This window comes from Bradyrhizobium sp. HKCCYLRH3097, assembly GCF_051167875.1.
In the GTDB taxonomy this organism is placed as follows: domain Bacteria; phylum Pseudomonadota; class Alphaproteobacteria; order Rhizobiales; family Xanthobacteraceae; genus Bradyrhizobium.
The window spans coordinates 131,064-156,369 of the sequence record NZ_JBNPTX010000009.1 but is presented as its reverse complement, the minus strand read 5'-3'; the positions used below and the strand labels follow the sequence as shown (position 1 = coordinate 156,369).

Here is a 25,306-nt window from a genome sequence, read left to right as displayed (position 1 = left end):
GTCAGGACGCGAAGCTGACGCGGTAGCCCCAGCAATCCAGATGATCAGGAATCGCGTTGAAAGCGATCGTGATACGTTGGTCGCCCTGATTGCGCGGCACCTCGTGGTAGAGATAGCTTGGGAACAGCACGAGATCGCCGGGCTCCGCCTCCGGCAGCACGTATTTGCCGGCATTGAACGGGCCGACCGCGGCGCTGCGCGTGTGATGGCGGAACGAGAAGTCGCTGCCGCCGGGCGGCCGCACGAACACGGTGCGGCTGCCGGGGTGAGACGGCGTCAGATAGAAGACGCCGGAGATGAAGCTGTTGGCGTGGGCGTGCAGGGTCTGGTTGCCGCCGGTCTCCAGCATGTTCGTCCACATCTCCTTGACCGTCCAGCGCAGCTTCTCGCCGAACAGCAGCTCGCCGAAATCGATCAGCTTGGGCACGGCGAGCTCGGCGATGGTCTGAAACAGATTATTGGCGCGGGGATCGGCGACCTCGGTGTGGAACAGTTGTCCGGATCGCAGGTTGTTCTCGATCTTCGAATGGCGGATGGCTGCCACCGCCGCGTCCTTGAGCTCGGCGCTCAAGAGCCCGGGCGAACGCAACAACGGTATCGGAAAAAGAGCTTCGATCTGGTCCATGTCTCAAGGCCTTGCACGCGCCGCAACGGGACCGACAATTTGCCGACTTGCATGACAGCCGGATGACGAGAGTGGAGAAGCGGTGCGCGCCCGTCAGCGCGTCGGCATTTCGTCGGCACTGAGAATGTTGAGCCGCTCGCCGGGCCTCAGGCTGTGGGGCCGGTCGCGCACTTCCAGCACGGCCCTCTCGGCCTTCTCGACACAATCATCGAACTCGCCATTGCCGGCCTCGACCAGCGCCTGCTGAATGTCCCGCTCGGCGAAATAGCGCGACACGTCGTCCGCCGGCAGGGTCGCCGCCTGTGCGCGGGCCTCCGCCACTGCGGCGTCGCAGACCTCCTGCGTCGGCTCCTCGTCATGCGCCGATGCGACTGCGATCGTGAGGACTAGAACGGCGAGACTCACGGCGGACAAACGCGACATCACCTCGACGAACCCCAGGGAAAAGCAGGTTTCAAAGACGAAGCGCCGGTTCGCAAACTGGCGCTCGGAGTGAGCAGGATCCGACGGGACGATATGTCCCGCCGGATTGGTGCCGATCAATCAGTCGCGGTTGAACGCCCAGCGACCCCAGTGGCCCCAGTGACCCCAGTGGTCCCAATCGTGCCAGTGGTGATGCTCGTGAGCCAGCTTGCGGGCCAGCTCCTGATTCTTTTCGACCAGCAGCTTGGGCGTGCTGTAGGTTCGGACGAAGATCGGGTTCGCGTAGAACCAGACGTTCGACCAGGCCTGCACGTCGTTGGTCACCTTCTTGACGCCGCCGACCGTGCCGAGGTGCGAGGGACATGCCGGATCTGTGCAACTGACGGTGGCGTTGTTGGCATCGAGCAGCGGATTGCCGGCGCTGTCGGACACGTTCGGAGTCGCCGGCGGGATGTTGGTGCCGCGGGCGCGGATGTAGAACGGTGTCTGGCCGGCGATGAAGGTGGTCGTGAAGCTGAGGCGGGTCGAACCGTCGCGCAGCTTGTGGCTCCGCATCTTGGTCGCCGGGATCTGCTTCGCGATCTTGGCCGACGTGTTGTAGACGATGGCCGCACCATCGACACCCTTGGCATTGGCCACCGCATAGCCAGGGGCGCCCGGCGCGATCGGACCGGTGATGTCGCCGGTAATCAGATCGACGTGGTCGAGATAGGGCTTGTTCAACGGCTGCTTGATGCCGACCGGCAGCAGCAGCGGGTTGTTGAAGCCGTACGGGCTGTTGTTGGAGGCCGGAACGGTCATCTCCATCTCGAGCGTGACCTTCTCGCCCGGGCGCACGACGAGCGTCTCGCCCATCGTCTTCCAGTCGTCGTCCCACTCACCCTTCGCACGGAACTCCATGTCGGAGCCGATGATGTCGGCGTTGACCGAGTAGGAATTACCCGAGCGCATGCCGTCGATGATCGACTGCTGGGAGAAGCGCCGCTCGTTCGGCACGTACAGCCTGGTGTACTCGCCGGGGATGAAGTCCGCCGTCGTGCCGGGATCGCGCGCGCCATAGACGCCGCGGCTGTGCCAGTCCGAACTCTGGAACAGGAAGAAGTTGCGGCCTTCGCCGAGCAGACCGTCCCACAGCCCGCCAACCTTGGCGGTGTAGACGCCCTGCATGCCGTAGGTGCCGCCGCCGACTGCGCCCGAGCCATAGGAGCCCGAGCCGCCGTTCACGCCGCCCTCGGCCATGTGACCCGGGGCTTCGATGCCGAACGCGACCGTCGGGCCGGCGTTGTTGAAGTCACGGAAGTGCTCGATGTTGTAGCCGGCCGAGCCGTTCGGATTGAACGGTCCCTGCCGCTCGGTATGGGTCGGCACAGCATAGGATTGCAGCGGGTGGTTCGCCTGCAGCCAGGCGATGCCGGCGACGGCCTTCTGGTGACCGGCCGTGCCGGAATTGTTGACATTGTCCTTGCCGGCCCAGACCGGGTTGTTGCTGGCATCGACCGGACCGATGGCGTCGGTGTCGGCGCGGTCGAAGCGATATTCGAACTCGGCCATCTTGTCGGCATTGCCGTAACCGCGCGGGTTCTGGCCGGCGATCACGGCGACGTCGCCATGCTCGTGACCGGGCAGGATCCACTCCAGGCCCTCGACCAGCACCTTGTTGTAGGTCGCGGTGCGATTGACGATGGTTGGGTACTCGATCTCTTTGATCGACTGCCAGCGCCACATCTTGGCGCCGGTATCGGTGCCGTTCGGCGTGCCCTTCAGGCTGGTGATCGTAATGCCGTCGATGGTCTTCCCGAGCGTCTGGCTCCAATACGTCGTCGTATTGTCGCCCGGGATGTTGGCGCTCGCATCGCTGAAGCGGCAATCGCGGTTGCCCGAACCGCCGTGGTTGCCGAGCGTGAACCAGTCGAGATCGAAATTGTTGCCGCCAGCCGCCGCGGTGCCCTTGCCGACCGAGCGGTCGATCGCATAGCCGGCAGCAACCGAACCGTCGGTGCAGGTGTTGTGGTTGTGCATGTCGCCCGCGACATACGGATTGTTCTTGGTCGTTTCCCCCCAACGCTCCCCAGCGTCGGCGCTCTGTGACAGGGCCAGCGAGACCGAGGCCGCTGTCAGCAGGATTGTCTTGGTAGATGGAACCATTATCGTCGCCCCTAAAGAATTCGATCGATCTCCAAACCGAGATGACAACGCGACCGATGCGCCGTCGTCATTCGCGGCGCGACCAAACCAAAACTCGGAGACAGTTTGTTGAAGGATTTATTTTTGCTGGCGTCTTCCCCACGAACATCGCGGTCGGCCGTCGTTGCGAAATTTTTGTGACACTGACGTTTGCCCGGTGACAACGGCAAGTGTGCCGTTGCATATACGCGCCGCGCAACGAGCGCGGTCCGAGTTGTAAAGAACGTATGTCAGCCCCTGCCATGTCGAATGCGGCGCAGACCTTCGAGAGCGCCTCTGCACGCTCCAATCAGCAAGATGGCAACAGCTCTTCCCCTGCGCGATCATCATCCGTGACCGCCCTGCGCCGGCTCAGCAGGGAGCCACTCCTGCACTTCCTCGTTCTCGGTGGCCTGATCTTCGCGGCCGATGCCATCATCCACCCGCCGGCGAAGGACGAGAAGGTCATCACCGTGACCAAGGCCCTGCGCCAGTCCTTCATCGACACGTTCGACGAGGACAAGCAGCGGACCCCGAGCGAGGCCGAGCTGCAGAAGATGGTCGAGGCCTGGGTCGCCAGCGAAATCCTCTATCGGGAAGGCAAGACGCTCGGCGTCGACCGCGGCGACGAGATGATCCGCGACCGTGTCGCGTTCAAGCTGCAATATCTGATCTTCGATCAGGTGCGCGTGCCACAGCCGAGCGAGGAGCAGTTGCGCGCCTGGTTCGCCGACAATCATGCCCGGTTCGACGAGCCCGAGCGTGTCAGCTTCTTCATGACGCCACCCAGCGACGAGGCGACGGCGCGGCGCTATCTGGACGACATTCGCGAGCAGCGCGAATCCGAGGAGCTGCGCGATCAGACGCGCGCGATTCTCGACCGACCGGTGCCGAGCCTGGCCGCCGGCTTCGGCGACGGCTTCAGCGACGGCCTGCTCAAGGCGCCCCTCCAGGAATGGACCCTGCTGCAGTCGAAGGACGGGTGGCACGTGGTTCGTCTCGACGCCCGGAAGCCGGGCGCTCCGGCGAAGCTCGAGGACATCCGCGCCGAGGCGGCCAAGATCTGGCACACCGAAGAGACACGGAAACGGGCCTGGGAGGCGGTGAGCCGGCTCAAGGCCAACTACACGATCAGGTACGAGCCGTGACCGGCGCGCGCGCCCTGATCGCCATCGTGCTCGCGCTCGCAGCGCTGCTGCCCGGGCGGCCGGCGGCTGCGCATCAGGCGACGATCGCCGTGCTCGAGTTTCGCGAGATGCGCCCCGGCGCGTATATCGGGCGATGGACGACCTTGCCGAAGGATGGCGTCAACCGCATCGATCTCAAGATGCCTCCGCATTGCTACCTGCGCCTGCCGGAGCTCAATTGCGGCGACAAGGGCCTCGTCGGGCAGATGACGATCGCCAATCTCGGCGAGGACATGTCGGCCGCCATCATCCGCGTGACGTCGCTCGCTGGAGAGACGCGCAGCTACACGATCTCTGCGGCCAATCCGGTCGTGACCGTGCTGGGCACCGATGCGCCGACGCTCGACACCTGGCTCGAGCTCGCCAAGACATACGTCAATCTCGGCATTGACCACATCCTGCTCGGCGCCGATCATCTGCTGTTCGTGCTCGGGCTGATCTGGATCGTCCAGGGCGGCTGGCGCCTGCTCAAGACGATCACGGCTTTCACGATCGGCCATAGCGCCTCGCTGGCCGCAACGGCGTTCGGATGGATCGGCGTCGCCGAAGGGCCGCTCAACGCCTGCATCGCGCTCAGCATCGTGTTTGTCGGCGTCGAGATCGTCAAACAGCAGCGCGGCGAGACCGGGCTGACCGCCCGCTACCCATGGGCTGTCGCTTTCAGCTTCGGTCTGGTGCACGGCATCGGCTTCGCCAGTGCGCTCGCAGGCCTCGGGCTCGAACGACGGATCCTGCCTGCGGCATTGCTCTTCTTCAATGTCGGCGTCGAGATCGGACAGGTCCTGTTCGTGCTGCTGGTGCTGGCGCTGATCTGGGCACATCGCCGCCTCGGCGCGGCGCTGCCGCGCTGGGGCGCCGAGCTGCCGGCCTATGCAATCGGCTCGGTATCGATGTTCTGGTTCCTGGGCCGCCTGGTGCGGGTTCTGGCGGCCGCATGATGACGAATGGGACGAACATGATCGCGCGCAAACTCCTGCACGCCGTGTTGGGTGCGGCGCTGCTCTCGCTGCTGACAGCGAATCCGAGCCTTGCCCACGAGCAGACGGGCGTCGGCGGCGGGCTGGCCAGCGGCCTGCTGCATCCCTTGACGGGGCTGGATCATCTGGTCGCGATGGTTGCAGTCGGCATCTGGGGCGCGCAGCTCGGCGGCGCGGCGATCTGGATCCTGCCGGTCGTCTTCCCGCTGGTGATGGCGTTCGGGGCCATCCTGGGAATCCTCAAGGTCGGATTGCCCGTCCCGGAGCTCATCATCGCGCTGTCGGCGCTGGTGCTCGGGCTCGCGGTCGCGATCCGCATCCGTGTCCCGTTTGCAGTTGCGGCCATCATCGTTGCGATCTTCGCCATCTTTCACGGCCACGCGCACGGCGTCGAGCTTCCGACGGCGGCAAATCCCCTGGCCTATGGCTGCGGCTTCGTGGTCGCGACCGGTCTTCTCCACGCCTGCGGCATCACCATCGGCGCGCTCGCGCGCTGGCCCGGCGGCGAGCGCATCATCCAAGGCGTCGGAGCAGCCATCGCCGCGCTCGGCGGCTACTTCCTGGTCGCGAGCCTCGGAGTCGCGGCATGAGCACGTACCGCCGGACCGCCCTGCTCGCATCGGCGCTGCTGCTGACGCAAGCGCAGCTCGCTGATGCCCATATCGTGTCGGCCCGGCTCGGCGACTTCTACGCCGGCGCCCTGCACCCGCTGCTCGCGCTGCAGGACGTCGTGGTCTGGGTCGCCCTCGGGTTGCTGGCCGGCTCGCTCGGTACGGCGAGCGGACGCTGGCTCGTCGTGGTGTTCCCGCTCGGCTTGTGCACGGGGCTTGCACTCGCCGCCGGCTCTGGCGCAACGGCGGTGTCTCCACTCGGCGATGCCGCGACCATTCTGATTCTCGGGCTGCTGCTGGCGGTGGCCTTGCGCATTCCCGTGGTCCTGCTGAGCGTGATTGCATTCGTGCTCGGCGTGATGCGCGGCGCCGCCAATGCCGGCGAGCTCGTGCCGCAGACCGACCGCCTCCTCTACGCCGCCGGTCTCGCCAGTGCGGGCTACGTCACCATCACCCTCGTGATGGCGCTGGCGGTCACCTTCAGGCGTCCCGAGACCGAGCCGGCATCGAGCTGGCGCGGGATCGCGGTGCGCGCAGTCGGTGGCTGGGTCGCCGCAATCGGCCTGATGATGGCGGGACTATCGCTCGCAGCCTGAGCTGGCCTATGCTCGGGCGATCCGACCCCGCGAATTCCAGGGCTGCGTGACCGACGCCATCAACATCGTTACGATCGTCGTGCTGCTCCTGACCTGCGCCGGACTGATCTGGACAGATCTGCGCAGCGGGCTGCTGCCGGACTGGATGAATGCACTGGTCGCCGCCAGCGGCTTCGCAAGACTGGCGACGCTTGTCGATCTCCCCGAGGCACTGTGGAATTGCGCCGCAGCCCTCGCCCTCGGCTCGGCGCTGCTGCTGCTGCGGCTGCTCTACGCAATGGCCCGCGGCCGCCAAGGATTGGGCCTCGGCGACGTCAAGTTTCTGATGGCTGCGACGCTTTGGGCCGGCCTGCCAAATATGCCGATCCTGCTGCTCATCGCCGCGACGACGGCACTCGCCGCAGCGCTCGTCCTCTTCATCATGGGCCGCCGGCTGACAGGCCAAACGGCGCTGCCGTTCGGCCCGTTCCTCGTCCTCGGCCTGCTTGCCGTACTCGCTCTGCAGGCCACCGGGAGCGAATTGCTCGTGACCTTCTGAATGCGGTAAGCCGTGACCTCAACGCGCCCGCCGCGCCATCCGCTCGCGTCCGCCCGGCGGCGCAGGCGGGGTCATCGGTCCCGCCTGCACGTCGCCGCTGCCGGCTGTGCCGAGCTGCGGCATTTGCAGCGTGACGGTCTCCGGCGCCTTCAGCAGCGAGGCCTCACGCGGTCGCAGCGACTGCAGCACCCATCCCTCATGCGAGGCGCCGACCCGCAAGCGCAGCGACGCCTGCGACGAGGCATCGACGAAGATGCCGAAGCTCTCCTCGTCGCCGATCACCGTGCCGACGAGCTGCAGGTTTGGTCGTTCCGGCTCTTGCTGCGGCGGAGGCGGCGGCGCTCGCATGACCATGACGGGTGCGGCAACCGGTGGCGGCCGGCGCGAGGCCGAGAAGATCGGACGGTCGCGCGTCGCCGAGAGAGCACTGATCGGAACATCCCACAGCGGGTTGGCACTCCTGCGCCCCGGGACTTGCGCGCTGGGCGCCTCGGAAACGGCCGGTGGGTCGGAGGCGCCGGGCGCGGCCTGCGCGGGCGCAGCGGGCTCGAGACCATCCGCCGTCTCACCCCAGGCACGGCCGAGCGAAGCTGCAAGCACGCATACGGTCGCAACGGTGACGAGACCTGAACCGACGAACGATCGCATCACATTTTTCCCTGCCATTGGCCCGACACGGTGACCAGCACCGTCAGCCGCCCCACACCGCCGGCCGCGGCCGCCAGCGGTTGCTGCACGTGCAGCTGATCGACGAAGAGAAACGGCAATCCCGCTTCGAGATCATAGAGCAACTGCTGCAGCGCCGGCTGTTCGAGCTCGCAGCTGGCGACGACGCTGATCAGGTTCTCGTTGCCGCGCGCCGCCGGTAGCTCGACCTGGGTCGACAGCACGCTGCCGCCGGCCTTGCTGATCGCCTCCGTGAGGCGCTGCACCAGCGCCGCGCCCGCGATGGTGACCGTTCGTCCCTCGACGAACACCGATCCGCCCGGAGCCGTCGCGCTGTCCGAGGAGGAACTGCTGGCCGGCCGTTTGCGTCCCGAAAACTGCGCCAGTTGCGCGTTGGTGTCATTGAGCTGGTCGCGCTTGGCGACGAGATCGGCGACCGCTGCAGCACCAAGCCAGAGCAGCGCGACGATGGTCGTCGCATAGAGGATCGCAGAAGCGGCCGGCGAGTTCACGAAGATCCGGCGCAGCGATGTCGACCAGTTCATGCCCGGTCCCCGAAATAGGCGTTGATGCGCGCCTCGATATGGAAACGCTCGCCCGCTTCCCCGGCGGTGCGCGTCGTCGGCGCATAGAAGGTGGCGCGGCTGAACTGCGGCGACTGCTCGATCAGCCGGATCAGCGCGGGGGCGTCCTGGGTCAGGCCGGAGATCTGCAGCCGATCGTTCTCGACATGCATCTCGACGACATACGTCCCGTCGGGCAGAATCTTCGACAGCGTGTCGAGCACGATGACGCTGGCGGGACTGGTCTGCTTGCGCTTGGCGAGCAGCCCGTCGGCGGCGGTGGCGCCCATCGCGGGCCGCAGCGCCGCGCGCAGCCGCGTGACCTGCGCCTGCGCATCTTCGAGCTCGCCATCGAGATATCCGCCGATCAATGTCGTCGCGATCAGCAGCACGGCCGTGGTCGCAGCAACCGACAGCCAGCCGAGCTTGAGCACGCGCCCGAGATCGCGCCCGCCGGCAAGCGACGAGCGCAGCGACGTCTTGAAGATCTGGATCTGGCCGCCATCGGCTGAGCCGACATCGGCGGTGATGACGAGCCTGGCGGCGCCGACCTCATCGGCCAAGTCACGCAAGGGCTGGACCAGAGCACGCGGCGTCGCCGCGAGCGTCAGCGCGATCCGATCCCCGGCTGCGCGCGGGGCGCTGCAACCGTAGAGGACCTGATCGAGATTCCACGGCGTCAACCTGCCGATCTGAGTCCGGATCATGCCATCGAGAAACGGCTCGGCCTGCCTCGGAAAGTCGAGCGGGCGGACCAGGACGCTCTCGGCGGCCAGATGGATTTCCAGCGCGGCGCCGCGCAACGTTCGCAGCCACTCCGGCGAGAGCCCGGCCTGCGCAGCGCCGGCCGCCGGATTCACCCTTGCCGGCGCCGGCATCGGCTTCACCTTCGCCTTCGGTTGCGCCTGAATCGTCAAGACGACGCTTTCTGTTCGGTCATGGCGGACCAGGACCTGCGGACGTCTGAGCAGCCGATCGGCCACGGCTTCGATCGCCGTCGCGACGCTCGCCGTCCACACCGTCAGTCCGCGCTCGATCGCTTCGGTCAGCTTCATGGCATTCTCCGCGCCTGAAGCGCTCCCCTCGGTTGCGGCCCCTCGTCCTGGCGCGCCAGCAGCCGATAAGGCTCCTCGCCTTCGCCGGGAACGATCACCGCCGTCGCCGCATGACGAAGCCCGCCCGCCGGACTGACGACGATGCGCAGCCGATAGGCCTTGCTCTTGCCCTTGGCGGCCTCCTTCGCAACAGGACCGAGCGTCTGGGCCAGCGTATCGGCATCCTGTGACAGCGACGCCCTTGCGTTGAGGAAATCCTTCAAGATCAGCGGCGTCATTCCCGGCAACGCTGCAACGACCTCCGGCGCAGCGATCGTCGGATCGATTCCGGGAGAGCCGTTGAAGACGGTCACCAGCGGAAGGACCCGATCGACGAGCGATGCGGGAATGCCGAGGACGAGCGACAGCTCGCCGACATGCGCGAACGGCGCCAGGCGCGGGACACGCTTGAGACCGGCCGCCGCATAGCGCGCCTCCTCCGCCTGGGCCCTGGCTGCATCGGACGGCTTGGAGCGCCACGCGACCACCCGCTCAGCATGATCCTTGGCAGCATCCCGGTCGACGCCCAGCGTGACGAAGAGGTTTTCGAGCATGTCCTTCGAGGCCGTGTTGAGATCGATCCGCGCCGCTTCGTTGACGAACGAGACTGCGATGTCGTTGCCTGCAAGGGCCAGGCGGAAACCGCCCTGCCGCGGCCGCTCCTCATCCTTGGACAGCAGCAGACGATAGGCCGACAGTTCGATGGCCGCCGAGATCAGCGCATCGGCCTCGACCGCCTCGTCTTCGAGCCGCAGCAACCGCGCCGAGCTGCCCAGCTGCTGCGAGACGACCACGACGAGGGCCGCCAGCGCCGCGAGCATCCACAGCGCAGCGATCAGGATGAAGCCATCCTGCGCGCCGCGCCTGTCGGCAGAGCCATAGCTGAAGAAGCGAACGGGCATCAGTCGACCGGCTCGCTCTTGTTCGGTTGGGCCGGCTCGGCCACGGCTGGCTGGTTCGCGGTGCCGCCCGCTCCCGTATCGGCAAAACCGCCCCCCGGCGCATCGACCTGAATACGGACTGCGCTGACGAGTACGGCCGCGCCGCCACGGCTGTCGTCGTAGATCGTCATGCGGACGGCGGACGGCAGCTTGGTCGCATCGCGCCATTCCGTCGTCCAGGCCATCGTCCTGTCGGCATACGCGAACGACATCCGGAACGGCGCCGACAGCAGCACCACGGGATCGACGAATTTGAAATGCTCGGTCACGGGCTGGCCGACCGACACGGGCTCGAACGCGGCACGCGATCGCCGCAGAGCGCGCTCGCCCCTGCCCCCTTCCTCGCCGATGCGCACGATATCTAGGCCATGTCCCGCATTCGGACCAAACTCGGCGCGCACGAACATCGCCGAGACCTCGTCGCCCACGAACAGCGGTCCCTTCTGCTCGCGATTGGCCGAAACAAACTGCACGGCAGCGAAATCATCGCCGACCCGCCGCAGCGCGGCGGCCACCATCTCGGCGCGCTGCACGCGATCCAATCCGCGCTTCCATGCCGGCAGCCATTGCGACGTCACCGCAGCCAGCGCCGACAACACGATTCCGGCAATCGCGAGCGCGCCCAGCGCCTCGATCAGCGCAAAGCCCTGCTGTTTCGGTCGATCGGGTGGGACGCGCATCAGCGCGCTCCTCGCGCGAGGCGAACCGTCTGCACATCGGCGACGGCGCCCGAGCCGGTCTTCACACGCAAGGTCACTGCCTCCGGAATCCACCCGGTCTGCCCGGCCGGCTCATTCCAATCACCACCGAGCGGCCTGACTTGCAGCACCACCGCCCCAGAGCCGGAGCGCTGATCGATCCTGCCCGGCTGCAGCCGGCTGCGATCAGCCAGCACCGTTGCCAATGCCAGCCTCATGTCGGTGACCAGGGTGACATGCTGTTCGAGCTTGCGAACACTGGCCGCGTTGCGCGACACCACGGCGCCGATGGCGATGATCGACACGCTGACGATGGCAAGCGCGACGAGCACCTCGATCAGCGTGAAGCCTGCGTCACTCCGGTCGCCTATATCAACCATTGGCAAGCGCGCGCGAGACAATGTCGATCCTCCCCGTCAGCCAGTTCACCCTGATCTCCAGGCTCAGATCGGCGCGCGACAAGGTAATCGCGCCGCCGCAGGACAGGCCATCAGGAAAGAAGCTGATCGTCGCCAGCACCGGCCGATGCTGGCAGCTGCGCGGCAACGTCGCCAGGAACGCGACGTCGTCGGGCAGCTTCAACGCAGCCGCGCCGCTACCGGAGCGGATCAAGCGGCGCGACGTGTCGATCTCAGTGTCGACGCGCGTACCTGTCCGCATCGACGAGGCACGATCGGACTTCAGGAGTACCGCAGCTTGCAGCGCATAGGCCTGCAGCCGAGGCCGCGACGTCTGTCGCGGCAGATAAGGCAGCGCGACGGACGCCAGCAGCGCGACGATCGCGAGCACGCAGACCATCTCGAGCAGCGTGAAGCCGCGCTGGCCGTCGTCACTCACTGCGCGCGCTCGTCTGCGTCGGCGTTCCCAGGACGATGTCCGCCGCCGTTCCGCTGCCGCCCTCCTGGCCATCGGCACCGTAGGACAGGATGTCATACGGGCCGTGGTCGCCCGGCGCGCGGTAGACATAGGCCGTATTCCACGGATCCTTCGGCACGGCACCGCCCTTGAGATAGGGGCCGTTCCAGGCGCTCAGTCCGGCCGGCCGTTGCGCCAGCGCACCGAGACCTTCCGAGGTCGAGGGGTAGCGGCCGGCATCGAGATAGAACAGATCGAGCGCCGCCGAGAAGCTCTGCAGTTGGATCCGCGCCGCCTTGGTCTTGGATTCACTGAGATAGTTCAGAACGCGCGGACCGATCAGCCCCATGATCAGTCCGATGATCGTGATCACGACCAGCATCTCGACCAGCGTGAAGCCGCGCTCCTGCTCGCGCCCGGCCCTCGTGGCCGGCTCGATCTGCGTATCTGATCTCATATCGTTCTCCTTGATGTCGGTCAGCCGACCAGTTGCGTCACCGAAAGCAGGGCCGTCATGATCGAGACGATCAGGCCCCCGACGACCACGCTGATCAGCAGAATGGCGGCGGGACCGACGATGCCGACGACACGGTCGAGTCCCCGCTGCAGCTTGGCTTCGTAGAATTCGGCGATCCGAGTCGACAGCGTCGGCAACTGGCCGGTCTCCTCGCCGAGCCGCAGCATGCGCAGCGCCATCGGCGGCAGCATGTTGTCGGCCGACAGCGCCTGGGACAGCTTGCCGCCGTGACGGACGCGATCCGCCGCCGCCGACCATGGCGCGCGCGACGACGTCACCGCCATCACGTCAACGAGGATGCGCAGGGCGGCGCTCAGATTGACGCCGCAGCCGAGCAGCAGGCCGAGATTGCGGCAGAACAGGCTGGTCCGATAGAACAGCAGGAGGCTGCCGATGCCGGGCGTCACCGCCAGCACACTGGTCAGGCCGGCGCGAACCGCGGGCTGACGCAACAGCCACCAGCCTGCCGCAAGCAGCGCCGCACAGCCGAGCGTGATCGCAACTGCATTGGCGCGCAGCAGATCCGACATCGTCATGAAGAAGCCGAGCGCGGTATCGGCACGGCCGCCGAAGTCGCGCAGCACGGCAGAGAAGTTCGGCAGCACGGCCACGAGAAAGAACAGCATCACGCCGATCGCCGCGAGGAAGACGAAGGCGGGATATTGCATCGCGTCGGTCAGTTTGCGTCGCGTCGCCTCGGAACGCTCGCGTTCGCCGGCCAGCGCAGTCAGCACGTGATCGAGCGTTCCCGACGCTTCGCCGACGCGCATCAGCGCGACATACATCGGCGAGAACAGCTGCGGCTGGGCGGCCGCCGCGTCGGCGAAGCTTTCGCCGGCCATGATCGCCGCGCGCAGCCGCGCCACCACGGGACGGAGGCGGCCGATGTCGGAGTCGCCGGACAGCAGGTCGAGCGCGTCGTCGAGCCGCGCGCCGGCCTTGAGCAGCAGGGCCAGGTCGCGCGTGAAAGTGGTCACTTCAGCCGCGGACGGAGCGCCGAACGAGAACCCGGACGCAGCCCCCGTCCGCTCCTTCTTTTCCTCCACGGTTTCGATCGGCAGCAGTTGCAGATACGAGATGCGCCGTTCGACCTCGCTGCGCGACGGCGCGACGAGAGATCCGACGACGATTTCACCAGACTGCGTCAGAGCGCGATAGCGGTAGCTCGGCACGATCCACCTCACCGCGCAACGAGGACACGAAGCAGCTCGGAGGCCGAGGTGACGCCGGCGCGGCACTTGGCAACGCCGTCGTCCAGCATCGTCGTCATGCCTTCCCGGATCGCCAGCCGATCGATCGCGAGGCCGTCGGCACGATCCGCGATCAGCTCGCGCAGACCGCTGCTCAGCTCGAGCAGTTCGAACACACCAACCCGGCCTCGATAGCCGCTCTGGCCGCATCGCTCGCATCCCCTCGGGTGCCAGGTGATGTCGCCGGGGACGAGGCCAAGATGACCGAGGCGTGGGTCCTGGCGACACGTGTCCTCATCGAGCGGCTTCGGCGTCTTGCAGTGATCGCAGAGCTGGCGCACCAACCGCTGCGCGATCACCGCGCGCAGGGTCGACCGCAACAAGAAGCCTTCGACGCCGAGGTCGAGCAGGCGCGGCACCGCCGCCGCGGCGGTTTCCGTGTGCAGCGTCGTCAGCACCAGATGGCCGGTCAGCGCAGCATGGACAGCGACATGCGCCGTCTCGCTGTCTCGGACTTCGCCGACCATGATGACGTCGGGATCCTGACGCACGAAGGAGCGCAGCGCGCTCGCAAATGTCAGCCCGATCGCCGGCTTGATCTGAGACTGATTGATGCCGGGGATCTCATATTCCACCGGATCCTCGACAGTGAGTATCTTGCGCTCCGGCGTGTTGAGCATGGACAGGATCGTCGCCAGGGTCGTGGTCTTGCCGCTGCCGGTGGGCCCCGTGATCACGATCATGCCGTGCGGCAGCGTGATCAGGCGCCGGAGTGCAGCGTCGTCGCGGGTCGCGAGGCCGAGGCGGCTCGCAACCAGCTGCGAGCGATCCTTCGGCAGGATGCGCAGCACCGCCGATTCCCCGTGCTGGGTCGGCATGACCGCGACGCGGACGTCGATTTCGGCCCGGCCAGCGCGAATGCGCGCCGCGCCGTCCTGCGGCAGGCGCCGCTCGGCGATGTTCAGACCGGCGACGATCTTGATGCGCGAGATCACTGCCTGCGGCAGCACGCCTGAGGGCGCTGCGATCGGACGCAACAGGCCGTCGACACGCAGCCTGACCACGAGGCCGGTCGAGAACGGCTCGATGTGGATGTCGCTGGCGCGCATCTCCACCGCCTTCTCGATCAGATCGTTCACCGCGCGGACGACCGGCGCGCCGCTGGCGAGATCGCGCAGACTTTCGATGTCGTCGTCACGGATCTCCTGTGCCGGCGAGATCTCGGCGTCGTCGGAATCGCCAAGCCGCTGGTCGAGGACGACGGCGATATCCTCATGCGAGGCGACCTTGAAGAGAGTCTGCGGGCCGAGCACCAGTTCGGCGGCCCGGCGCACGGCCTGATCGGTCGGATCGGCCATCGCGAACACGGCGGCGCCGTCAGAATCTTTGTATGGATAGCCGAGCACCTCGCGGAGGAAGCGGTCGGAGAACTCGCTCACCGCGGGGAGTGCCGCCATCAGTTCGCGCAGCGCGACGCGCTGCAGTCCGGTGAAGCCGGCGACCTCCTCCGCGAAAACGTCGGCGGTCAGGCCGAACCTGTCCCAGAGCGCGATCTGCGTTTCGCCCGCAGCTCCGCCTTCGCCCGCCGCCTGGGGATGGCGCTCGCGAAGATAGGCATGAAATTGGGTCGACAGTGTACCGCTCATGGCGTGATCCGGGTGGCGCCCGTGCCGGCCCCAACGTCTCGGCACGCCGCTACTGGTGACCCACGTTATTGATCGCGAACATGACGGCTGTACGAATGCCGGAGGCGCCGACATTTCCGACACACATGCGGCGCAAAGGTCGGGCGGCAGCCGCCAATTATACATAAGTGTCATATTGGACCGCTATGCAGGCTGCGCGGTCTAAACGAGGCGCTGCTGCGTTTCGGCCGGTCAACACGAGTAGATCGGTAAGTCCATGTTTCGTATCGGCAATCGAAGCCAGTCCGCTGCGGTTGTCAGACCTGCCTCGCTGCTGGCGATTGCGGTGCTGCTCGCCTCCTGCAACATGGCAACGCTCAATTCCCAGGCCAGCGCGCCGGCCGATGTCGACGTCATCGACAAGGTGCGCTCGCTCGATATCCTGCCGCGCGACAGTGGACCGGTCGCATCGATCCAGGGACGCCCCGAGGTCGAGCGCGCGAGCGCGCGGACATATCAGGGGACCACGGTTCAGGAGGTCGCCGAGGTCAGGCCGCTTCCGGCGGCCGATGGCAAGGGCTATGACCTCAATTTCGAGAACACGCCGATCGCAGTGGTTGCGAAGGTCGTGATCGGCGACATCCTCGGCGCGGGCTACGCGATCGATCCCCGCGTGCAGGGCAGCGTCAGCCTGGTGTCGGCGCGGCCGGTGCCGAAATCCGACATCCTGTTCGTGCTGGAGAGCGCGCTGCGCCTGTCCGGCGTCGTGCTGGTCCGCGAAGGCGGCGGCTACAAGCTGACCCCGCTCGGCGACGCCATCGGCGCCGGACGCGTCGACGGCGAGGCCGGCCGCGCCGAGCCCGGCTACGGCGTCTCCGTCGTGCCGCTGCAATATGTCGGTGCGCAGACGATCCTCAAGCTGATGGACAGCTTCGCGACTCGCGCCGGCAGCGTGCGCGCCGACACTACCCGGAACTTGCTTCTGATCCAGGGCACAGGAGCCGAGCGACGCTCCGCGATCGAAACGGTGATGAGCTTCGACGTCGACTGGATGCGCGGCCAGTCCGTCGGCATCTTCCCGGTCAGCAATTCGGCGCCAGAGCCTTTGATGGCGGAGCTGGAGAAGATCATGGACTCCGGTGAGAACGGATTGAGCCAGAATCTCGTCAAGCTGCAGGTCGTCAATCGCCTGAACGCGATCATGGTCGTGACGCGCAAGCCAGCGCTGCTGCAGAGCGCGGCAACCTGGATCCGCCGGCTCGATCAGGCCGACTCCGGGCGCACCAGCGTCCACGTCTACCGGGTCCGCTACGGCGACGCGCGCCAGCTCGCCAAGGTGCTCACCGACATGTTCGGCGGCGCCGGCTCGTCCTCCACCGACGGCGCCGACGGCCAGACCGCGCCGGGGTCCGACGGCACGACGACATCGGTCGCCGATCGGCTCTCCTTCAACACAAATGCAGCGGGATCATCGGGTTCGAGCGCCAATCCGACGAGCCGGTCCCAAGCCGGTGGTCTCTCGAGCATGTCATCTTCGAGCACATCGTCCTCCAGCAGTACGCCGTCCTCGACCGGGCTGGAGCCACGCAGCAGTGGTGCTGGCGGAGGCCAGGCCATCATGCCGAATGTCCGGATCACCCCGGACACCGTGAACAACTCGCTGCTCATCTATGCCGACCGCGAGAACTACCGCATCATCTCCAACACGCTGCAGCAGCTCGACCAGCCGGTGCTGCAGGTCGGGATCGACGCCACGATTGCCGAAGTGACGCTCACCAACGAGCTGTCCTACGGCGTGCAGGCCTATCTTTCGAGCAAGGTGCTCGGCCTCGGGACCGACAAAGGATCGATCACCAATACGCAAGCCACGTCGGTCGCCACAGCGACGACATCCGCGGCGACGACGGCCTTGATCAACCGCGCTCTGCCCGGCTTCAACTTCCTGATCGGACACGACGCCTCGCCCAACATGATCCTCGACGCACTCCATACCGTCACCAGCGTCAAGGTGCTCTCCAATCCCTCGCTGGTCGTGATCAACAACCAGACCGCCACCCTGCAGGTCGGCGACGTCGTGCCGGTATCGACCGGCAGCGCGACCGTACTGTCGTCGAGCAATACTGTCGTCAACACCATCGACTATCGCAACACCGGCATCATCCTGCGCGTCGTGCCGCGCATCGCCGCCAACGGCAATGTGCGGCTCGAGGTCGAGCAGGAGATCAGCAACGTCGCGGCCCAGACCGCCGCGAGTCTCACGCCGACGGTGTCGCAGCGCAAGGTCAAGAGCGCCATCTCGGTCGCCAACGGCCAGACCGTGCTGCTGGCGGGCCTGATCAGCGAGCAGCAGACCGGCAATCGCAACGGCATTCCGGCCTTCGACGAGATTCCGGTTCTTGGCGACGCGTTCTCGCATCAGGGCAAGAAGGGTACGCGCACCGAGCTCATCATCTTCATCCGGCCGCAGATCATCCGCGACGGCAGCGATGCGCATCAGGTGGCAGAAGAACTCCGTTCCAAGCTCCGCGGATCAGTCGGAGCGAGCATCACGGATGATTTGCGTGTCCGCACCACCCGTTGACCCCAGCCAAGTGATCCGGCCGACGATGGGGCGCCTCACCATCGCCTGCACCGCAGCCATCCTGCTGCTCGGAGCACTCGCCTCGCCCGTTCGCGCCGATTCGGTCAGCACCGCACGCATCGCCTATGCGCGCGGCGACTTCGTCCGCGCCGTGCGCATGCTGACCCCGCCTGCCCTGCGCGGCGATCCACGCGCTCAGGCGATGCTCGGCTTCATGTATGAAAACGGCTTTGGAACCCCGCAGGCCTACGAGGTCGCGAGCGATCTCTATTGTCAGGCCGCCGCAGCCGGCAATCCGTTCGGCCAAGCGATGCTCGGCCTGATGTACGACAAGGGTCATGGCGTTCCACAGGACGTCGTGCTCGCCTACAAATGGCTGAACCTTGCTGCCGGACATGCCAAGTCGACCCAGCGCAGCTACTTCCTGCGGCTTCGCAACGCCGTCGCATCCAAAATGTCGGCCAGCCAGATCGCGCAAGGCCAAGCCCTCGCGCTGAGCTGGGTGCCCGGCCAGCTCTGACCAGTATCACCGGTCCATAGCCCGGCGAGCGCTGGCTCCCGACAGCAATGGAGTCAAGCTCCTGGCGGCACACGCGCTGCCAAGCTGGTGCTGTGACGTGCGTGTCCAGTATCCGCGCTGCTCGGCGCATTTCACAAAACCGAAGCAAGACCGACACCACGTTGCAATTTGTTGCCGCGATAGATCGTCGCAGGCAAGCGGCCATCAGCATGCGCGCGCCACCACCCTCCTCCGTCCGGAGATCTCATGACCAGAACAGTCACACGGTCCAAGGCGCTCGCCCTTGCGACCACCGCCGTCTTCACCGCGACCAGCGTCGCGCCGGCCTTCGCCGAACCGGCGACGAGTACGCCGATCGAGCACGTCATCATCATCGTCGGCGAGAACCACACCTTCGACAATCTGTTCGGCACCTACAAGCCGAAGGCGGGTCAGACGATCGACAATCTGCTCAGCAAGGGCATCGTCAACGAAGACGGCACGCCGGGCCGGCATTTCAAGAAGGCGGAGCAGCGGATCGGCCGCGACGAGGTTCGCTACACTGCCGAGACCGCGTCCACCGGCGCCTATGCGACACTGCCGCAGCCCTACACCACCTACGGGATCGGCCTGCCGCAGAACGTCCTCGACACCCGCTTCCCGGCCAATCTTCCCAACGGCCCGTACCAGATTTCGAAATACGTCTCCTATGCGGCCTACACCGGAGATCCAGTGCACCGCTTCTTCCAGATGTGGCAGGACATCGACGGCGGCAAGCACGACAAATTCGTGTGGGTCGAGCAGACCATCGGCACCGGCTCGAACGGTCAGCCCTATCCGGCCGGCGGGTTCAACCCGATGGAAGGCGCCATCTCGATGGGCTTCTACAATATGAACCCGTTCACCGACGCCGCCGGCAAGGCCCAGCCCGGTGACGCAGCGTTCTTCAAGCAGCTCGCCGACGAGTATGCGATCAGCGACAACTATCATCAGGCGATCATGGGCGGCACCGGAGCCAACTTCCAGGCGCTCGTGACCGGCCACGCCGCGTTCTTCACCAATCCCGAGACGCTGAACGGCGCCCCCGCCGTGCCCTACGCCAACCAGATCGAGAATCCGGATCCGGTTCCCGGCACCAACAACTACTACAAGCAGGACGGTTACAGCGGCGGCTCCTACGTCAATTGCTCGGACCCCAGCGCGCCCGGCGTCGCCGCCGTCAACGAGCAGCTTTTCAAGAACGGCGTCTATAGCAACAACTGCGCGCCGAACCACTATTATCTCGTCAACAACTACAGCATGTTCTGGAACCAGACCAGCGCCAAGCCGAATGCCCTCGGCTCGGACAAATTCGTGCTGCCGCCGCAGAGCGCGCCGACCATCGCCGACGTGATGACCGCAAAAGGCGTGTCCTGGAAATACTACAGCGCCGACCGCGGTGACGATGCCACCACCTTCGCCAAGAGCGTCGACGGTGTGCCGCTGCTGTTCCACTCCTATTGCGGCATCTGCGACCCGCTCACCGGCTTCAACAACATCATGAAGAACCCCGCCGAGGAAGCCAAGCTGCAGAACTACGGCGCCTTCGTGAAGGACGTGCAGAACAACACGCTGCCCGCAGTGTCATTCGTGCGTCCGTTCGAGGCGCTCGCCGGGCATCCCGCCGATTCGACCACCGACCTCTACGAAAAATTCCTCGAGGCCCTGATCAATCGCGTCAAGGCCAACCCGCAGCTCTGGGCCAAGACCGCGATCTTCATCACGACGGACGAGGGCGGTGGCTACTATGACTCCGGCTATGTCCAGCCGGTGGACTTCCTCGGCGACGGCACCCGCATTCCCTTCGTCCTGGTCTCGCCGCTGGCCAAGAAGGGTCATGTCGACCACACCTATTACGATCACGTCTCGCTGCTGAAATTCATCGAGCGCAACTGGCGGCTGCCCACGATCTCCGCCGTCAGCCGCGACCGACTCCCCAATCCGATCCATGACCGGGACGACAACCGCTATGTGCCGAAGAACCGTCCTGCGATCGGCGACCTGATGAATCTGTTCGCCTTCGGCGATAACGATGGCGATCACGATCACGACGGCGGCTGGCATCATCACGACCACGGTGAGCACGGATACGGCGACGACCGCTGATCGACCGGGAGTCTGCCGCTGTCAAGAACAGCCCGCCGCACACGTTGCGGCGGGCCATCTGCGCATTGTGCGCGGCGACGACATTGATGGTGCACCGAATTGCAACATCGTGACGCCGTCAGCGGATTGTCAGCCGATCGTCACGCCCCCGTTATCGAGCCTCCGCATCGTCCCGCCGCCGCTTGAACGAAGCGGCGCGGTGCAACCGAGGTCTTGGGGGATCTTGCAGAATGTCACTTCGATCATCTTTCAAATCTGCCTTTCATGAATTGCTCGCATTGTCCGTCACGGTGTCTTTGCTGGCGTTTTCCGCTGCCGCGCCGAGCCTTGCGCACGACCATGGCTTCGACGACGATGACGACAGCTACGCCATCGGCCTGTGGGGCGACCTGCCCTACTCCACGCTGCAGGCCACCGTCGGCGTCCCCAACCTGATCGCCGACATGAACGCCCATCGACTGAAATTTACGGCGCACGATGGCGACCTGAAGCAGGGCTCCAATTCCGCCTGCGACGCCGGCCTCTACGCCCAGGCGCTCGCTTTCTTCAACAGCCTCGAGGCGCCCGCGATGTTCACCCCGGGCGACAATGACTGGGTCGATTGCGATCGCCCCTCGAATGGCGGCTTCAACTCGCGCGACCGGCTCGATTACGAGCGCAAGGTGTTCTTCTCGACGCCGTTTTCGCTCGGCCAGCGCAAGCTGCGCCAGGAGGTGCAGACCGATCCGCTGTGTCTGAGCGCCAACGGCACCAAGGTCGGCTGCGTCGAGAATCGCCGCTGGACCGTTGGCCGGGTCACCTACGCGACCCTCAACATCCAGGGATCCTGCAACAATCTCTGCGACACAAATCCCGATCCGGACGAATACAACGCGCGCAACGCGGCCGTGATTCTGTGGATGCAACAGACCTTCGCGGAAGCCAAGAGGCGCAACTCCGCCGCGGTGATGTTCATCACCCAGGGCAACCCGGGCTGGGACCAGGCCGATCCGACGCGCGCGCCGCTGCGCGATCCCAGGACGCTCGCCGAAACCGACGGGCAGCCCGATGGCTTCGTCAGCTTTCTGACCGCCTTGCGCACCGAAGTCGAGGCGTTCCGCAAGCCGGTCGCCTACGTCCACGGCGATTCCCATTACTTCCGGATCGACCAGCCCTTCCTCAACAGTGCCGGCCAGCGGCTTGAGAACTTCGTTCGCGTCGAAACGTTCGGCGACAATCAGGGCAACGGCAACAACGACGTGCGCTGGCTCAAGGTGACCGTCGATCCGCGCAGTCGCGACGTGTTCTCCTTCCAGCCCGTCACGGTGCCAGCGAACCGCACCGCCGTGCCGGCGCCGACCCGCAACTGAGCCTCATGATGATCGGGTCGTCCAGCTTGGCTGGGCGACCCTTGTCTTTCGCCTCTTTCGCGGAGTTCTGGAGTCGGACTCAACCGAGCGACCGCAGCCAGGCCAGCCGGGCGATCGCCTGCGACGCCAGCCGCTGCATCAGATCGAGCCGGTCCGGTTCGGTCGCTCGCTCCGCATGCTCCAGATACGCGTCCGCGAGCGCCTCCGCCAGCACGGCTGCATCGGCTTGCGCGAGCCCAGCCGGCAGGCGCAACAGGTCCGCAACCTCCGATGCCATTGCCGCGGCTTCCTGCGCAAGCTCGCGCACGCGATCCGCCGGGCGGCCAGCGGCGCGCACAGCCATCGCGTCGAGCAACTCGGCGAGTCGACGCTCCAGCCGGCCGGCGTCGATCGTGCCGGCGTCCGACGCCACCGACGCCGCGCGCCTGGCGTCGGTCTCAAGATGATAGGCACGGCGCCGCTCCTTGCGCAGCGTCGCGACATGACCGAGTTCCTCTCGCGCCATCGCCTCGGACGCCCTCTTGACCTCGGGATCATCGGCAAATGCCGCAAGATAGGACCAGAACGCAAAGGCCCGCTCCTCGTTGCGCACCGCCATCGACAGCGCGCGGTACGGCGTCATCAGCCGCGAGTCCTGGATTTCGCGTGCCACGCCGGGCTCAAAGGTCTCCGGTGGTTGCCAGCGCACCAGCGACGCATCGGGGGCACGCCCCGTTCGCGCTTGCGACCATTGCGCGACACTGTCGACATGCTCGCGCTCGGCCGCGGCCAGCCTCGCGAAGACAGCGGCCAGATCGAGCCGGCCTTGACGCTGCATCTCTCCGGACAGCTCGTCGTAGCGATCGGCCGCCTCCTGCTCCATCGCATTGGCGAGCGCGAACAGCTCGTCGATCGAATGCAGGTTCCCGGCCGGTTCCGACTTGAGCGAGAGCGTGCGTGTCAACAACATATGATGGTCCGCCTGATTGTCCTGGCTTGTTTGATCCAGCGCAACGTCCGTCGGATTGCGACCCACTAGACAACCGGCACGATAAGGAGTCAATTTAGCCTGGCTCTATTTGCTCAGGGATTGTCAATGGCGACGATCCTTCCTTCCCCGAAACAGTCCTGACTGGAATACGGCCCCTTCGCGGGCCGTCCGTTCCGCTTGAGGTGATCATGGTTGCGAGTGATGTCGCCACCAATCGGTGGCGCATGCCTGCTATCCTGGTAGCAATCCTCATCGGGCTCTGCGCGATCGCGGCCCCGCGCGCAGCACATGCGGCCGGCGATCTCGCAACCTACCTCTCGAAGATCACGCCGGGTGAGCTGTTCCCGGATGCGGATCGTTTCGGCGAGCCGCAAGGCGAGCCGCCGATCATGCCGGTGTATCGCGGCGATCAGCTCAAGGGTTACGTCTATCTCAACTCCGATTTCGCCAATTCCGTCGGCTATTCGGGCAAGCCGATCCACATCCTCGTCGGCATCGATCCCAAGGGCGTCATCTCCGGGCTGAAGCTGGTCGATCACAAAGAGCCGATCGTGCTGATCGGCATTCCCCAGCCACGCATCGTTGCCGCACTCAACGGCCTGCTCGGCAAGGACATGATGCCGATTGCGCAAGGCGCGGAACATGCGCCGCAGGCCGACATCGTCTCAGGTGCCACGGTCACCGTGCTGGTGATGCACGACAGCATCGTGCGCGCCGCCACGCGCCTGATCCGCAGCGGCCGCATCGGCGCCGGCTCAGCGGCGACCGCCGCCGCAGCGCAGCCCGGCGTGACCAAGACGGTCGATCCCGACAAGAGCGAGATCCGCGACTGGAGCAGTCTGCTCGGCGACGGCTCGGTGCGGCGCCTGCATCTCAGCATCGGCGACGTCAACGACGCGTTCGCCAAGTCGGGCAATGCGGCGGCCGCGCAGAATCCGGAGCCCGGCGATGCCGGCGACACCTTCATCGATCTCTATGTGGCCATGGCCAGCGTGCCCACGATCGGCCGCAGCCTGCTCGGCGACGAGGGCTATCAGCGACTCAAGCAGCGATTGCAGCCCGGACAGCAGGCGATCGTCGTCGCCGGCGACGGCGTCTACTCGTTCAAGGGCTCCGCTTATGTCCGAGGCGGCATCTTCGACCGTATCGAGGTGCTGCAGGAGGGCGGAAGCACACGGTTCCGCGACAAGAACCACATGCGACTCGGTGCGCTGACCGCCGCCGGCGCCCCTGCCCTGCGCGAGATCGGACTGTTCATCACGCCGCCCGAATTCACGCTCGACCCGACCGAGCCATGGCAGCTCCAGCTCCTGGTGCAACGAAGCACAGGCAGCCACGACAAGGCGTTCCTGACATTCGATGTCGACTACACGGTGCCCGACGCCTACTTGAAGCAGCAGACGCGCCCCGCTGTGTCGGCAGCGAAGGCGACGTCCGCGCGTCCCGCCCCGACCACGGCGCAACCGGTCGCCGACGACACCGAGGAGCCGTTATGGATGCGCATCTGGCGCTCGCAGACGGTCTCCATCGGCATCACCGCGCTGGCGCTGGCCGCGCTCACAGGGATCTTCTTCTTCCAGAACGTTCTGGTGCGCCGTCCCCGGCTCTACACCTGGGTGCGCCGCGCCTATCTGCTGTTCGTGCTGGTCTGGCTCGGCTGGTACGCCAACGCCCAGCTCTCGGTCGTCAACGTCGTCACCTTCGTCAACGCGCTGCTGACCGGCTTCCATTGGGAGTTCTTCCTCGCGGCGCCCTTGATCTTCATCCTGTGGGCGGCAACGGCGGCTGGACTGCTGTTCTGGGGCCGCGGGCCGTTCTGCGGCTGGCTCTGTCCGTTCGGCGCGCTGCAGGAGCTGACCAACACTGTGGCAAAATGGCTCAAGGTGCCGCAGATCACGGTGCCCTGGGGGCTGCATGAGCGACTGTGGCCGATCAAATACATCATCTTCCTCGGCCTGTTCGGCCTGTCGCTGTATTCGGTCGCGCTCGCCGAGCAGGTCGCGGAGGTCGAGCCGTTCAAGACCGCGGTCATCCTGAAATTCTCGCGCAGCTGGCCGTTCGTGCTGTATGCCGCGGCGCTGCTCGGCATCGGCCTGTTCATCGAACGCTTCTTCTGCCGCTATCTCTGCCCGCTGGGCGCCGCGCTGGCGATTCCCGGACGCATCCGCACCTTCGAATGGCTGCGTCGCTGGAAGGAGTGCGGCTCGCCCTGCCAGCGCTGCGCCAAGGAATGTCCGGTGCAGTCGATCCATCCCGAGGGACACATCAATGTCAATGAATGCATCTACTGCATGCATTGCCAGGAGCTCTACTACGACGATCAGCGCTGTCCGCACATGATCCAGGTCCGGCTCAAGCGCGAGAAGTTCGAGGCGATGTCATCGCCGTCGATGCGCGCCGCCAAATCCGGTCCGAAGACCGTGATCACCCATGCCGGTCGGCCGACGACGGCGCCGGCTCAATCCAACGATCTCACTCATCCATCATAAGGAG

Annotated in this window: 24 protein-coding genes; 10 read left to right on the top strand and 14 right to left on the bottom strand. The window is 65.9% G+C overall.

Going from position 1 to position 25,306, the window contains the following annotated elements; translation table 11 throughout:
• Position 1: 1 nt before the first annotated feature.
• The 3 genes from ACQR0U_RS21900 to ACQR0U_RS21890 form a co-directional block, all read right to left on the bottom strand.
• Positions 2–625: a 2OG-Fe(II) oxygenase family protein gene (locus tag ACQR0U_RS21900; protein WP_434843865.1), complete on the bottom strand. Its 624-nt coding sequence runs from the start codon at positions 623–625 to the stop codon at positions 2–4.
• A 93-nt stretch (positions 626–718) separates the two neighbouring features.
• Positions 719–1,048, bottom strand: coding sequence for a hypothetical protein (locus ACQR0U_RS21895; protein ID WP_315717488.1), 330 nt, complete (start codon positions 1,046–1,048; stop codon positions 719–721).
• A 120-nt stretch (positions 1,049–1,168) separates the two neighbouring features.
• Positions 1,169–3,193, bottom strand: coding sequence for a hypothetical protein (locus ACQR0U_RS21890; RefSeq protein WP_315827811.1), 2,025 nt, complete (start codon positions 3,191–3,193; stop codon positions 1,169–1,171).
• A gap of 281 nt (positions 3,194–3,474) precedes the next feature.
• Between ACQR0U_RS21890 and ACQR0U_RS21885 the strand changes: the two genes are divergently transcribed.
• From ACQR0U_RS21885 to ACQR0U_RS21865, 5 genes are read left to right on the top strand one after another with little or no spacing between them, the layout of a single operon-like run.
• A complete protein-coding gene (locus ACQR0U_RS21885) occupies positions 3,475–4,359 on the top strand; it encodes a peptidylprolyl isomerase (RefSeq protein ID WP_315827891.1) in 885 nt (294 codons plus the stop codon).
• A complete protein-coding gene (locus tag ACQR0U_RS21880) occupies positions 4,356–5,336 on the top strand; it encodes a HupE/UreJ family protein (RefSeq protein WP_315752558.1) in 981 nt (326 codons plus the stop codon). Before ACQR0U_RS21885 ends, ACQR0U_RS21880 begins: the two co-directional genes overlap by 4 nt.
• Before the next feature lie 17 nt (positions 5,337–5,353).
• Positions 5,354–5,965 (top strand): HupE/UreJ family protein, encoded by a 612-nt coding sequence (locus tag ACQR0U_RS21875; RefSeq protein ID WP_315752557.1) that lies wholly within the window; start codon positions 5,354–5,356, stop codon positions 5,963–5,965.
• Entirely contained in the window at positions 5,962–6,582 is a 621-nt protein-coding gene (locus ACQR0U_RS21870; RefSeq protein ID WP_434843866.1) for a HupE/UreJ family protein, read from the top strand. The genes ACQR0U_RS21875 and ACQR0U_RS21870 overlap by 4 nt, the downstream gene beginning before the upstream one ends.
• A 46-nt stretch (positions 6,583–6,628) precedes the next feature.
• Entirely contained in the window at positions 6,629–7,120 is a 492-nt protein-coding gene (locus ACQR0U_RS21865) for a prepilin peptidase (protein WP_315717476.1), read from the top strand.
• Between the two features lie 18 nt (positions 7,121–7,138).
• Here ACQR0U_RS21865 and ACQR0U_RS21860 read toward each other — a convergent pair whose 3' ends face one another.
• From ACQR0U_RS21860 to ACQR0U_RS21815, 10 genes are read right to left on the bottom strand one after another with little or no spacing between them, the layout of a single operon-like run.
• Complete coding sequence (locus ACQR0U_RS21860; protein ID WP_315717475.1) at positions 7,139–7,768, bottom strand: hypothetical protein; 630 nt, start codon at positions 7,766–7,768, stop codon at positions 7,139–7,141.
• Complete coding sequence (gspM, locus tag ACQR0U_RS21855) at positions 7,768–8,331, bottom strand: type II secretion system protein GspM (protein WP_315717474.1); 564 nt, start codon at positions 8,329–8,331, stop codon at positions 7,768–7,770. The genes ACQR0U_RS21860 and gspM overlap by 1 nt, the downstream gene beginning before the upstream one ends.
• The gene (locus tag ACQR0U_RS21850) at positions 8,328–9,404 is read right to left on the bottom strand and encodes a PilN domain-containing protein (protein WP_315752555.1); all 1,077 of its coding nucleotides are present in this window, start codon (positions 9,402–9,404) and stop codon (positions 8,328–8,330) included. The genes gspM and ACQR0U_RS21850 overlap by 4 nt, the downstream gene beginning before the upstream one ends.
• The gene (locus ACQR0U_RS21845) at positions 9,401–10,345 is read right to left on the bottom strand and encodes a general secretion pathway protein GspK (RefSeq protein WP_315752554.1); all 945 of its coding nucleotides are present in this window, start codon (positions 10,343–10,345) and stop codon (positions 9,401–9,403) included. The genes ACQR0U_RS21850 and ACQR0U_RS21845 overlap by 4 nt, the downstream gene beginning before the upstream one ends.
• The gene (locus tag ACQR0U_RS21840) at positions 10,345–11,064 is read right to left on the bottom strand and encodes a PulJ/GspJ family protein (protein ID WP_315717471.1); all 720 of its coding nucleotides are present in this window, start codon (positions 11,062–11,064) and stop codon (positions 10,345–10,347) included. The genes ACQR0U_RS21845 and ACQR0U_RS21840 overlap by 1 nt, the downstream gene beginning before the upstream one ends.
• Complete coding sequence (locus ACQR0U_RS21835; protein WP_315717470.1) at positions 11,064–11,462, bottom strand: PulJ/GspJ family protein; 399 nt, start codon at positions 11,460–11,462, stop codon at positions 11,064–11,066. The genes ACQR0U_RS21840 and ACQR0U_RS21835 overlap by 1 nt, the downstream gene beginning before the upstream one ends.
• A complete protein-coding gene (locus ACQR0U_RS21830) occupies positions 11,455–11,919 on the bottom strand; it encodes a prepilin-type N-terminal cleavage/methylation domain-containing protein (RefSeq protein WP_315827806.1) in 465 nt (154 codons plus the stop codon). The genes ACQR0U_RS21835 and ACQR0U_RS21830 overlap by 8 nt, the downstream gene beginning before the upstream one ends.
• Complete coding sequence (gene gspG / locus ACQR0U_RS21825; protein WP_315717468.1) at positions 11,912–12,394, bottom strand: type II secretion system major pseudopilin GspG; 483 nt, start codon at positions 12,392–12,394, stop codon at positions 11,912–11,914. The genes ACQR0U_RS21830 and gspG overlap by 8 nt, the downstream gene beginning before the upstream one ends.
• Before the next feature lie 20 nt (positions 12,395–12,414).
• Complete coding sequence (locus tag ACQR0U_RS21820) at positions 12,415–13,626, bottom strand: type II secretion system F family protein (RefSeq protein WP_315827804.1); 1,212 nt, start codon at positions 13,624–13,626, stop codon at positions 12,415–12,417.
• 8 nt (positions 13,627–13,634) lie between these two features.
• Positions 13,635–15,290: a GspE/PulE family protein gene (locus tag ACQR0U_RS21815; protein ID WP_315827803.1), complete on the bottom strand. Its 1,656-nt coding sequence runs from the start codon at positions 15,288–15,290 to the stop codon at positions 13,635–13,637.
• A gap of 256 nt (positions 15,291–15,546) precedes the next feature.
• Here ACQR0U_RS21815 and gspD point away from each other — a divergent pair, with 256 nt between their 5' ends.
• From gspD to ACQR0U_RS21795, 4 genes are all read left to right on the top strand, one after another.
• On the top strand, positions 15,547–17,850 hold the full coding sequence (gene gspD, locus ACQR0U_RS21810) for a type II secretion system secretin GspD (RefSeq protein WP_315827802.1): 2,304 nt from the start codon (positions 15,547–15,549) through the stop codon (positions 17,848–17,850).
• Positions 17,822–18,370 carry a tetratricopeptide repeat protein gene (locus ACQR0U_RS21805; protein WP_315827801.1) on the top strand — a complete coding sequence of 183 codons (549 nt, stop codon included), beginning with the start codon at positions 17,822–17,824 and terminating at the stop codon, positions 18,368–18,370. The genes gspD and ACQR0U_RS21805 overlap by 29 nt, the downstream gene beginning before the upstream one ends.
• 246 nt (positions 18,371–18,616) lie before the next feature.
• On the top strand, positions 18,617–20,494 hold the full coding sequence (locus ACQR0U_RS21800; RefSeq protein ID WP_434843867.1) for an alkaline phosphatase family protein: 1,878 nt from the start codon (positions 18,617–18,619) through the stop codon (positions 20,492–20,494).
• A gap of 230 nt (positions 20,495–20,724) precedes the next feature.
• A complete protein-coding gene (locus ACQR0U_RS21795; protein ID WP_315827799.1) occupies positions 20,725–21,843 on the top strand; it encodes a hypothetical protein in 1,119 nt (372 codons plus the stop codon).
• Between the two features lie 79 nt (positions 21,844–21,922).
• Here ACQR0U_RS21795 and ACQR0U_RS21790 read toward each other — a convergent pair whose 3' ends face one another.
• Positions 21,923–22,792, bottom strand: a complete 870-nt coding sequence (locus ACQR0U_RS21790; protein ID WP_315717461.1) for a ferritin family protein — start codon at positions 22,790–22,792, stop codon at positions 21,923–21,925.
• Positions 22,793–23,001: 209 nt separating this feature from the next.
• Here ACQR0U_RS21790 and ACQR0U_RS21785 point away from each other — a divergent pair, with 209 nt between their 5' ends.
• The gene (locus ACQR0U_RS21785) at positions 23,002–25,302 is read left to right on the top strand and encodes a 4Fe-4S binding protein (RefSeq protein ID WP_434843868.1); all 2,301 of its coding nucleotides are present in this window, start codon (positions 23,002–23,004) and stop codon (positions 25,300–25,302) included.
• Positions 25,303–25,306 lie beyond the last annotated feature (4 nt).

What these genes read in the sequence shown, in the direction of transcription:
- ACQR0U_RS21900 (WP_434843865.1), bottom strand. Translation starts at nt 625, where the DNA reads ATGGACCAGATCGAAGCTCTTTTTCCGATACCGTTGTTGCGTTCGCCC.
- ACQR0U_RS21895 (WP_315717488.1), bottom strand. Translation starts at nt 1,048, where the DNA reads ATGTCGCGTTTGTCCGCCGTGAGTCTCGCCGTTCTAGTCCTCACGATC.
- ACQR0U_RS21890 (WP_315827811.1), bottom strand. Translation starts at nt 3,193, where the DNA reads ATGGTTCCATCTACCAAGACAATCCTGCTGACAGCGGCCTCGGTCTCG.
- ACQR0U_RS21885 (WP_315827891.1), top strand. Translation starts at nt 3,475, where the DNA reads ATGTCGAATGCGGCGCAGACCTTCGAGAGCGCCTCTGCACGCTCCAAT.
- ACQR0U_RS21875 (WP_315752557.1), top strand. Translation starts at nt 5,354, where the DNA reads ATGATCGCGCGCAAACTCCTGCACGCCGTGTTGGGTGCGGCGCTGCTC.
- ACQR0U_RS21870 (WP_434843866.1), top strand. Translation starts at nt 5,962, where the DNA reads ATGAGCACGTACCGCCGGACCGCCCTGCTCGCATCGGCGCTGCTGCTG.
- ACQR0U_RS21860 (WP_315717475.1), bottom strand. Translation starts at nt 7,768, where the DNA reads ATGCGATCGTTCGTCGGTTCAGGTCTCGTCACCGTTGCGACCGTATGC.
- gspM (WP_315717474.1), bottom strand. Translation starts at nt 8,331, where the DNA reads ATGAACTGGTCGACATCGCTGCGCCGGATCTTCGTGAACTCGCCGGCC.
- ACQR0U_RS21850 (WP_315752555.1), bottom strand. Translation starts at nt 9,404, where the DNA reads ATGAAGCTGACCGAAGCGATCGAGCGCGGACTGACGGTGTGGACGGCG.
- ACQR0U_RS21845 (WP_315752554.1), bottom strand. Translation starts at nt 10,345, where the DNA reads ATGCCCGTTCGCTTCTTCAGCTATGGCTCTGCCGACAGGCGCGGCGCG.
- ACQR0U_RS21840 (WP_315717471.1), bottom strand. Translation starts at nt 11,064, where the DNA reads ATGCGCGTCCCACCCGATCGACCGAAACAGCAGGGCTTTGCGCTGATC.
- ACQR0U_RS21835 (WP_315717470.1), bottom strand. Translation starts at nt 11,462, where the DNA reads ATGGTTGATATAGGCGACCGGAGTGACGCAGGCTTCACGCTGATCGAG.
- gspG (WP_315717468.1), bottom strand. Translation starts at nt 12,394, where the DNA reads ATGAGATCAGATACGCAGATCGAGCCGGCCACGAGGGCCGGGCGCGAG.
- ACQR0U_RS21815 (WP_315827803.1), bottom strand. Translation starts at nt 15,290, where the DNA reads ATGAGCGGTACACTGTCGACCCAATTTCATGCCTATCTTCGCGAGCGC.
- gspD (WP_315827802.1), top strand. Translation starts at nt 15,547, where the DNA reads ATGTTTCGTATCGGCAATCGAAGCCAGTCCGCTGCGGTTGTCAGACCT.
- ACQR0U_RS21805 (WP_315827801.1), top strand. Translation starts at nt 17,822, where the DNA reads ATGATTTGCGTGTCCGCACCACCCGTTGACCCCAGCCAAGTGATCCGG.
- ACQR0U_RS21800 (WP_434843867.1), top strand. Translation starts at nt 18,617, where the DNA reads ATGACCAGAACAGTCACACGGTCCAAGGCGCTCGCCCTTGCGACCACC.
- ACQR0U_RS21795 (WP_315827799.1), top strand. Translation starts at nt 20,725, where the DNA reads ATGTCACTTCGATCATCTTTCAAATCTGCCTTTCATGAATTGCTCGCA.
- ACQR0U_RS21790 (WP_315717461.1), bottom strand. Translation starts at nt 22,792, where the DNA reads ATGTTGTTGACACGCACGCTCTCGCTCAAGTCGGAACCGGCCGGGAAC.
- ACQR0U_RS21785 (WP_434843868.1), top strand. Translation starts at nt 23,002, where the DNA reads ATGGTTGCGAGTGATGTCGCCACCAATCGGTGGCGCATGCCTGCTATC.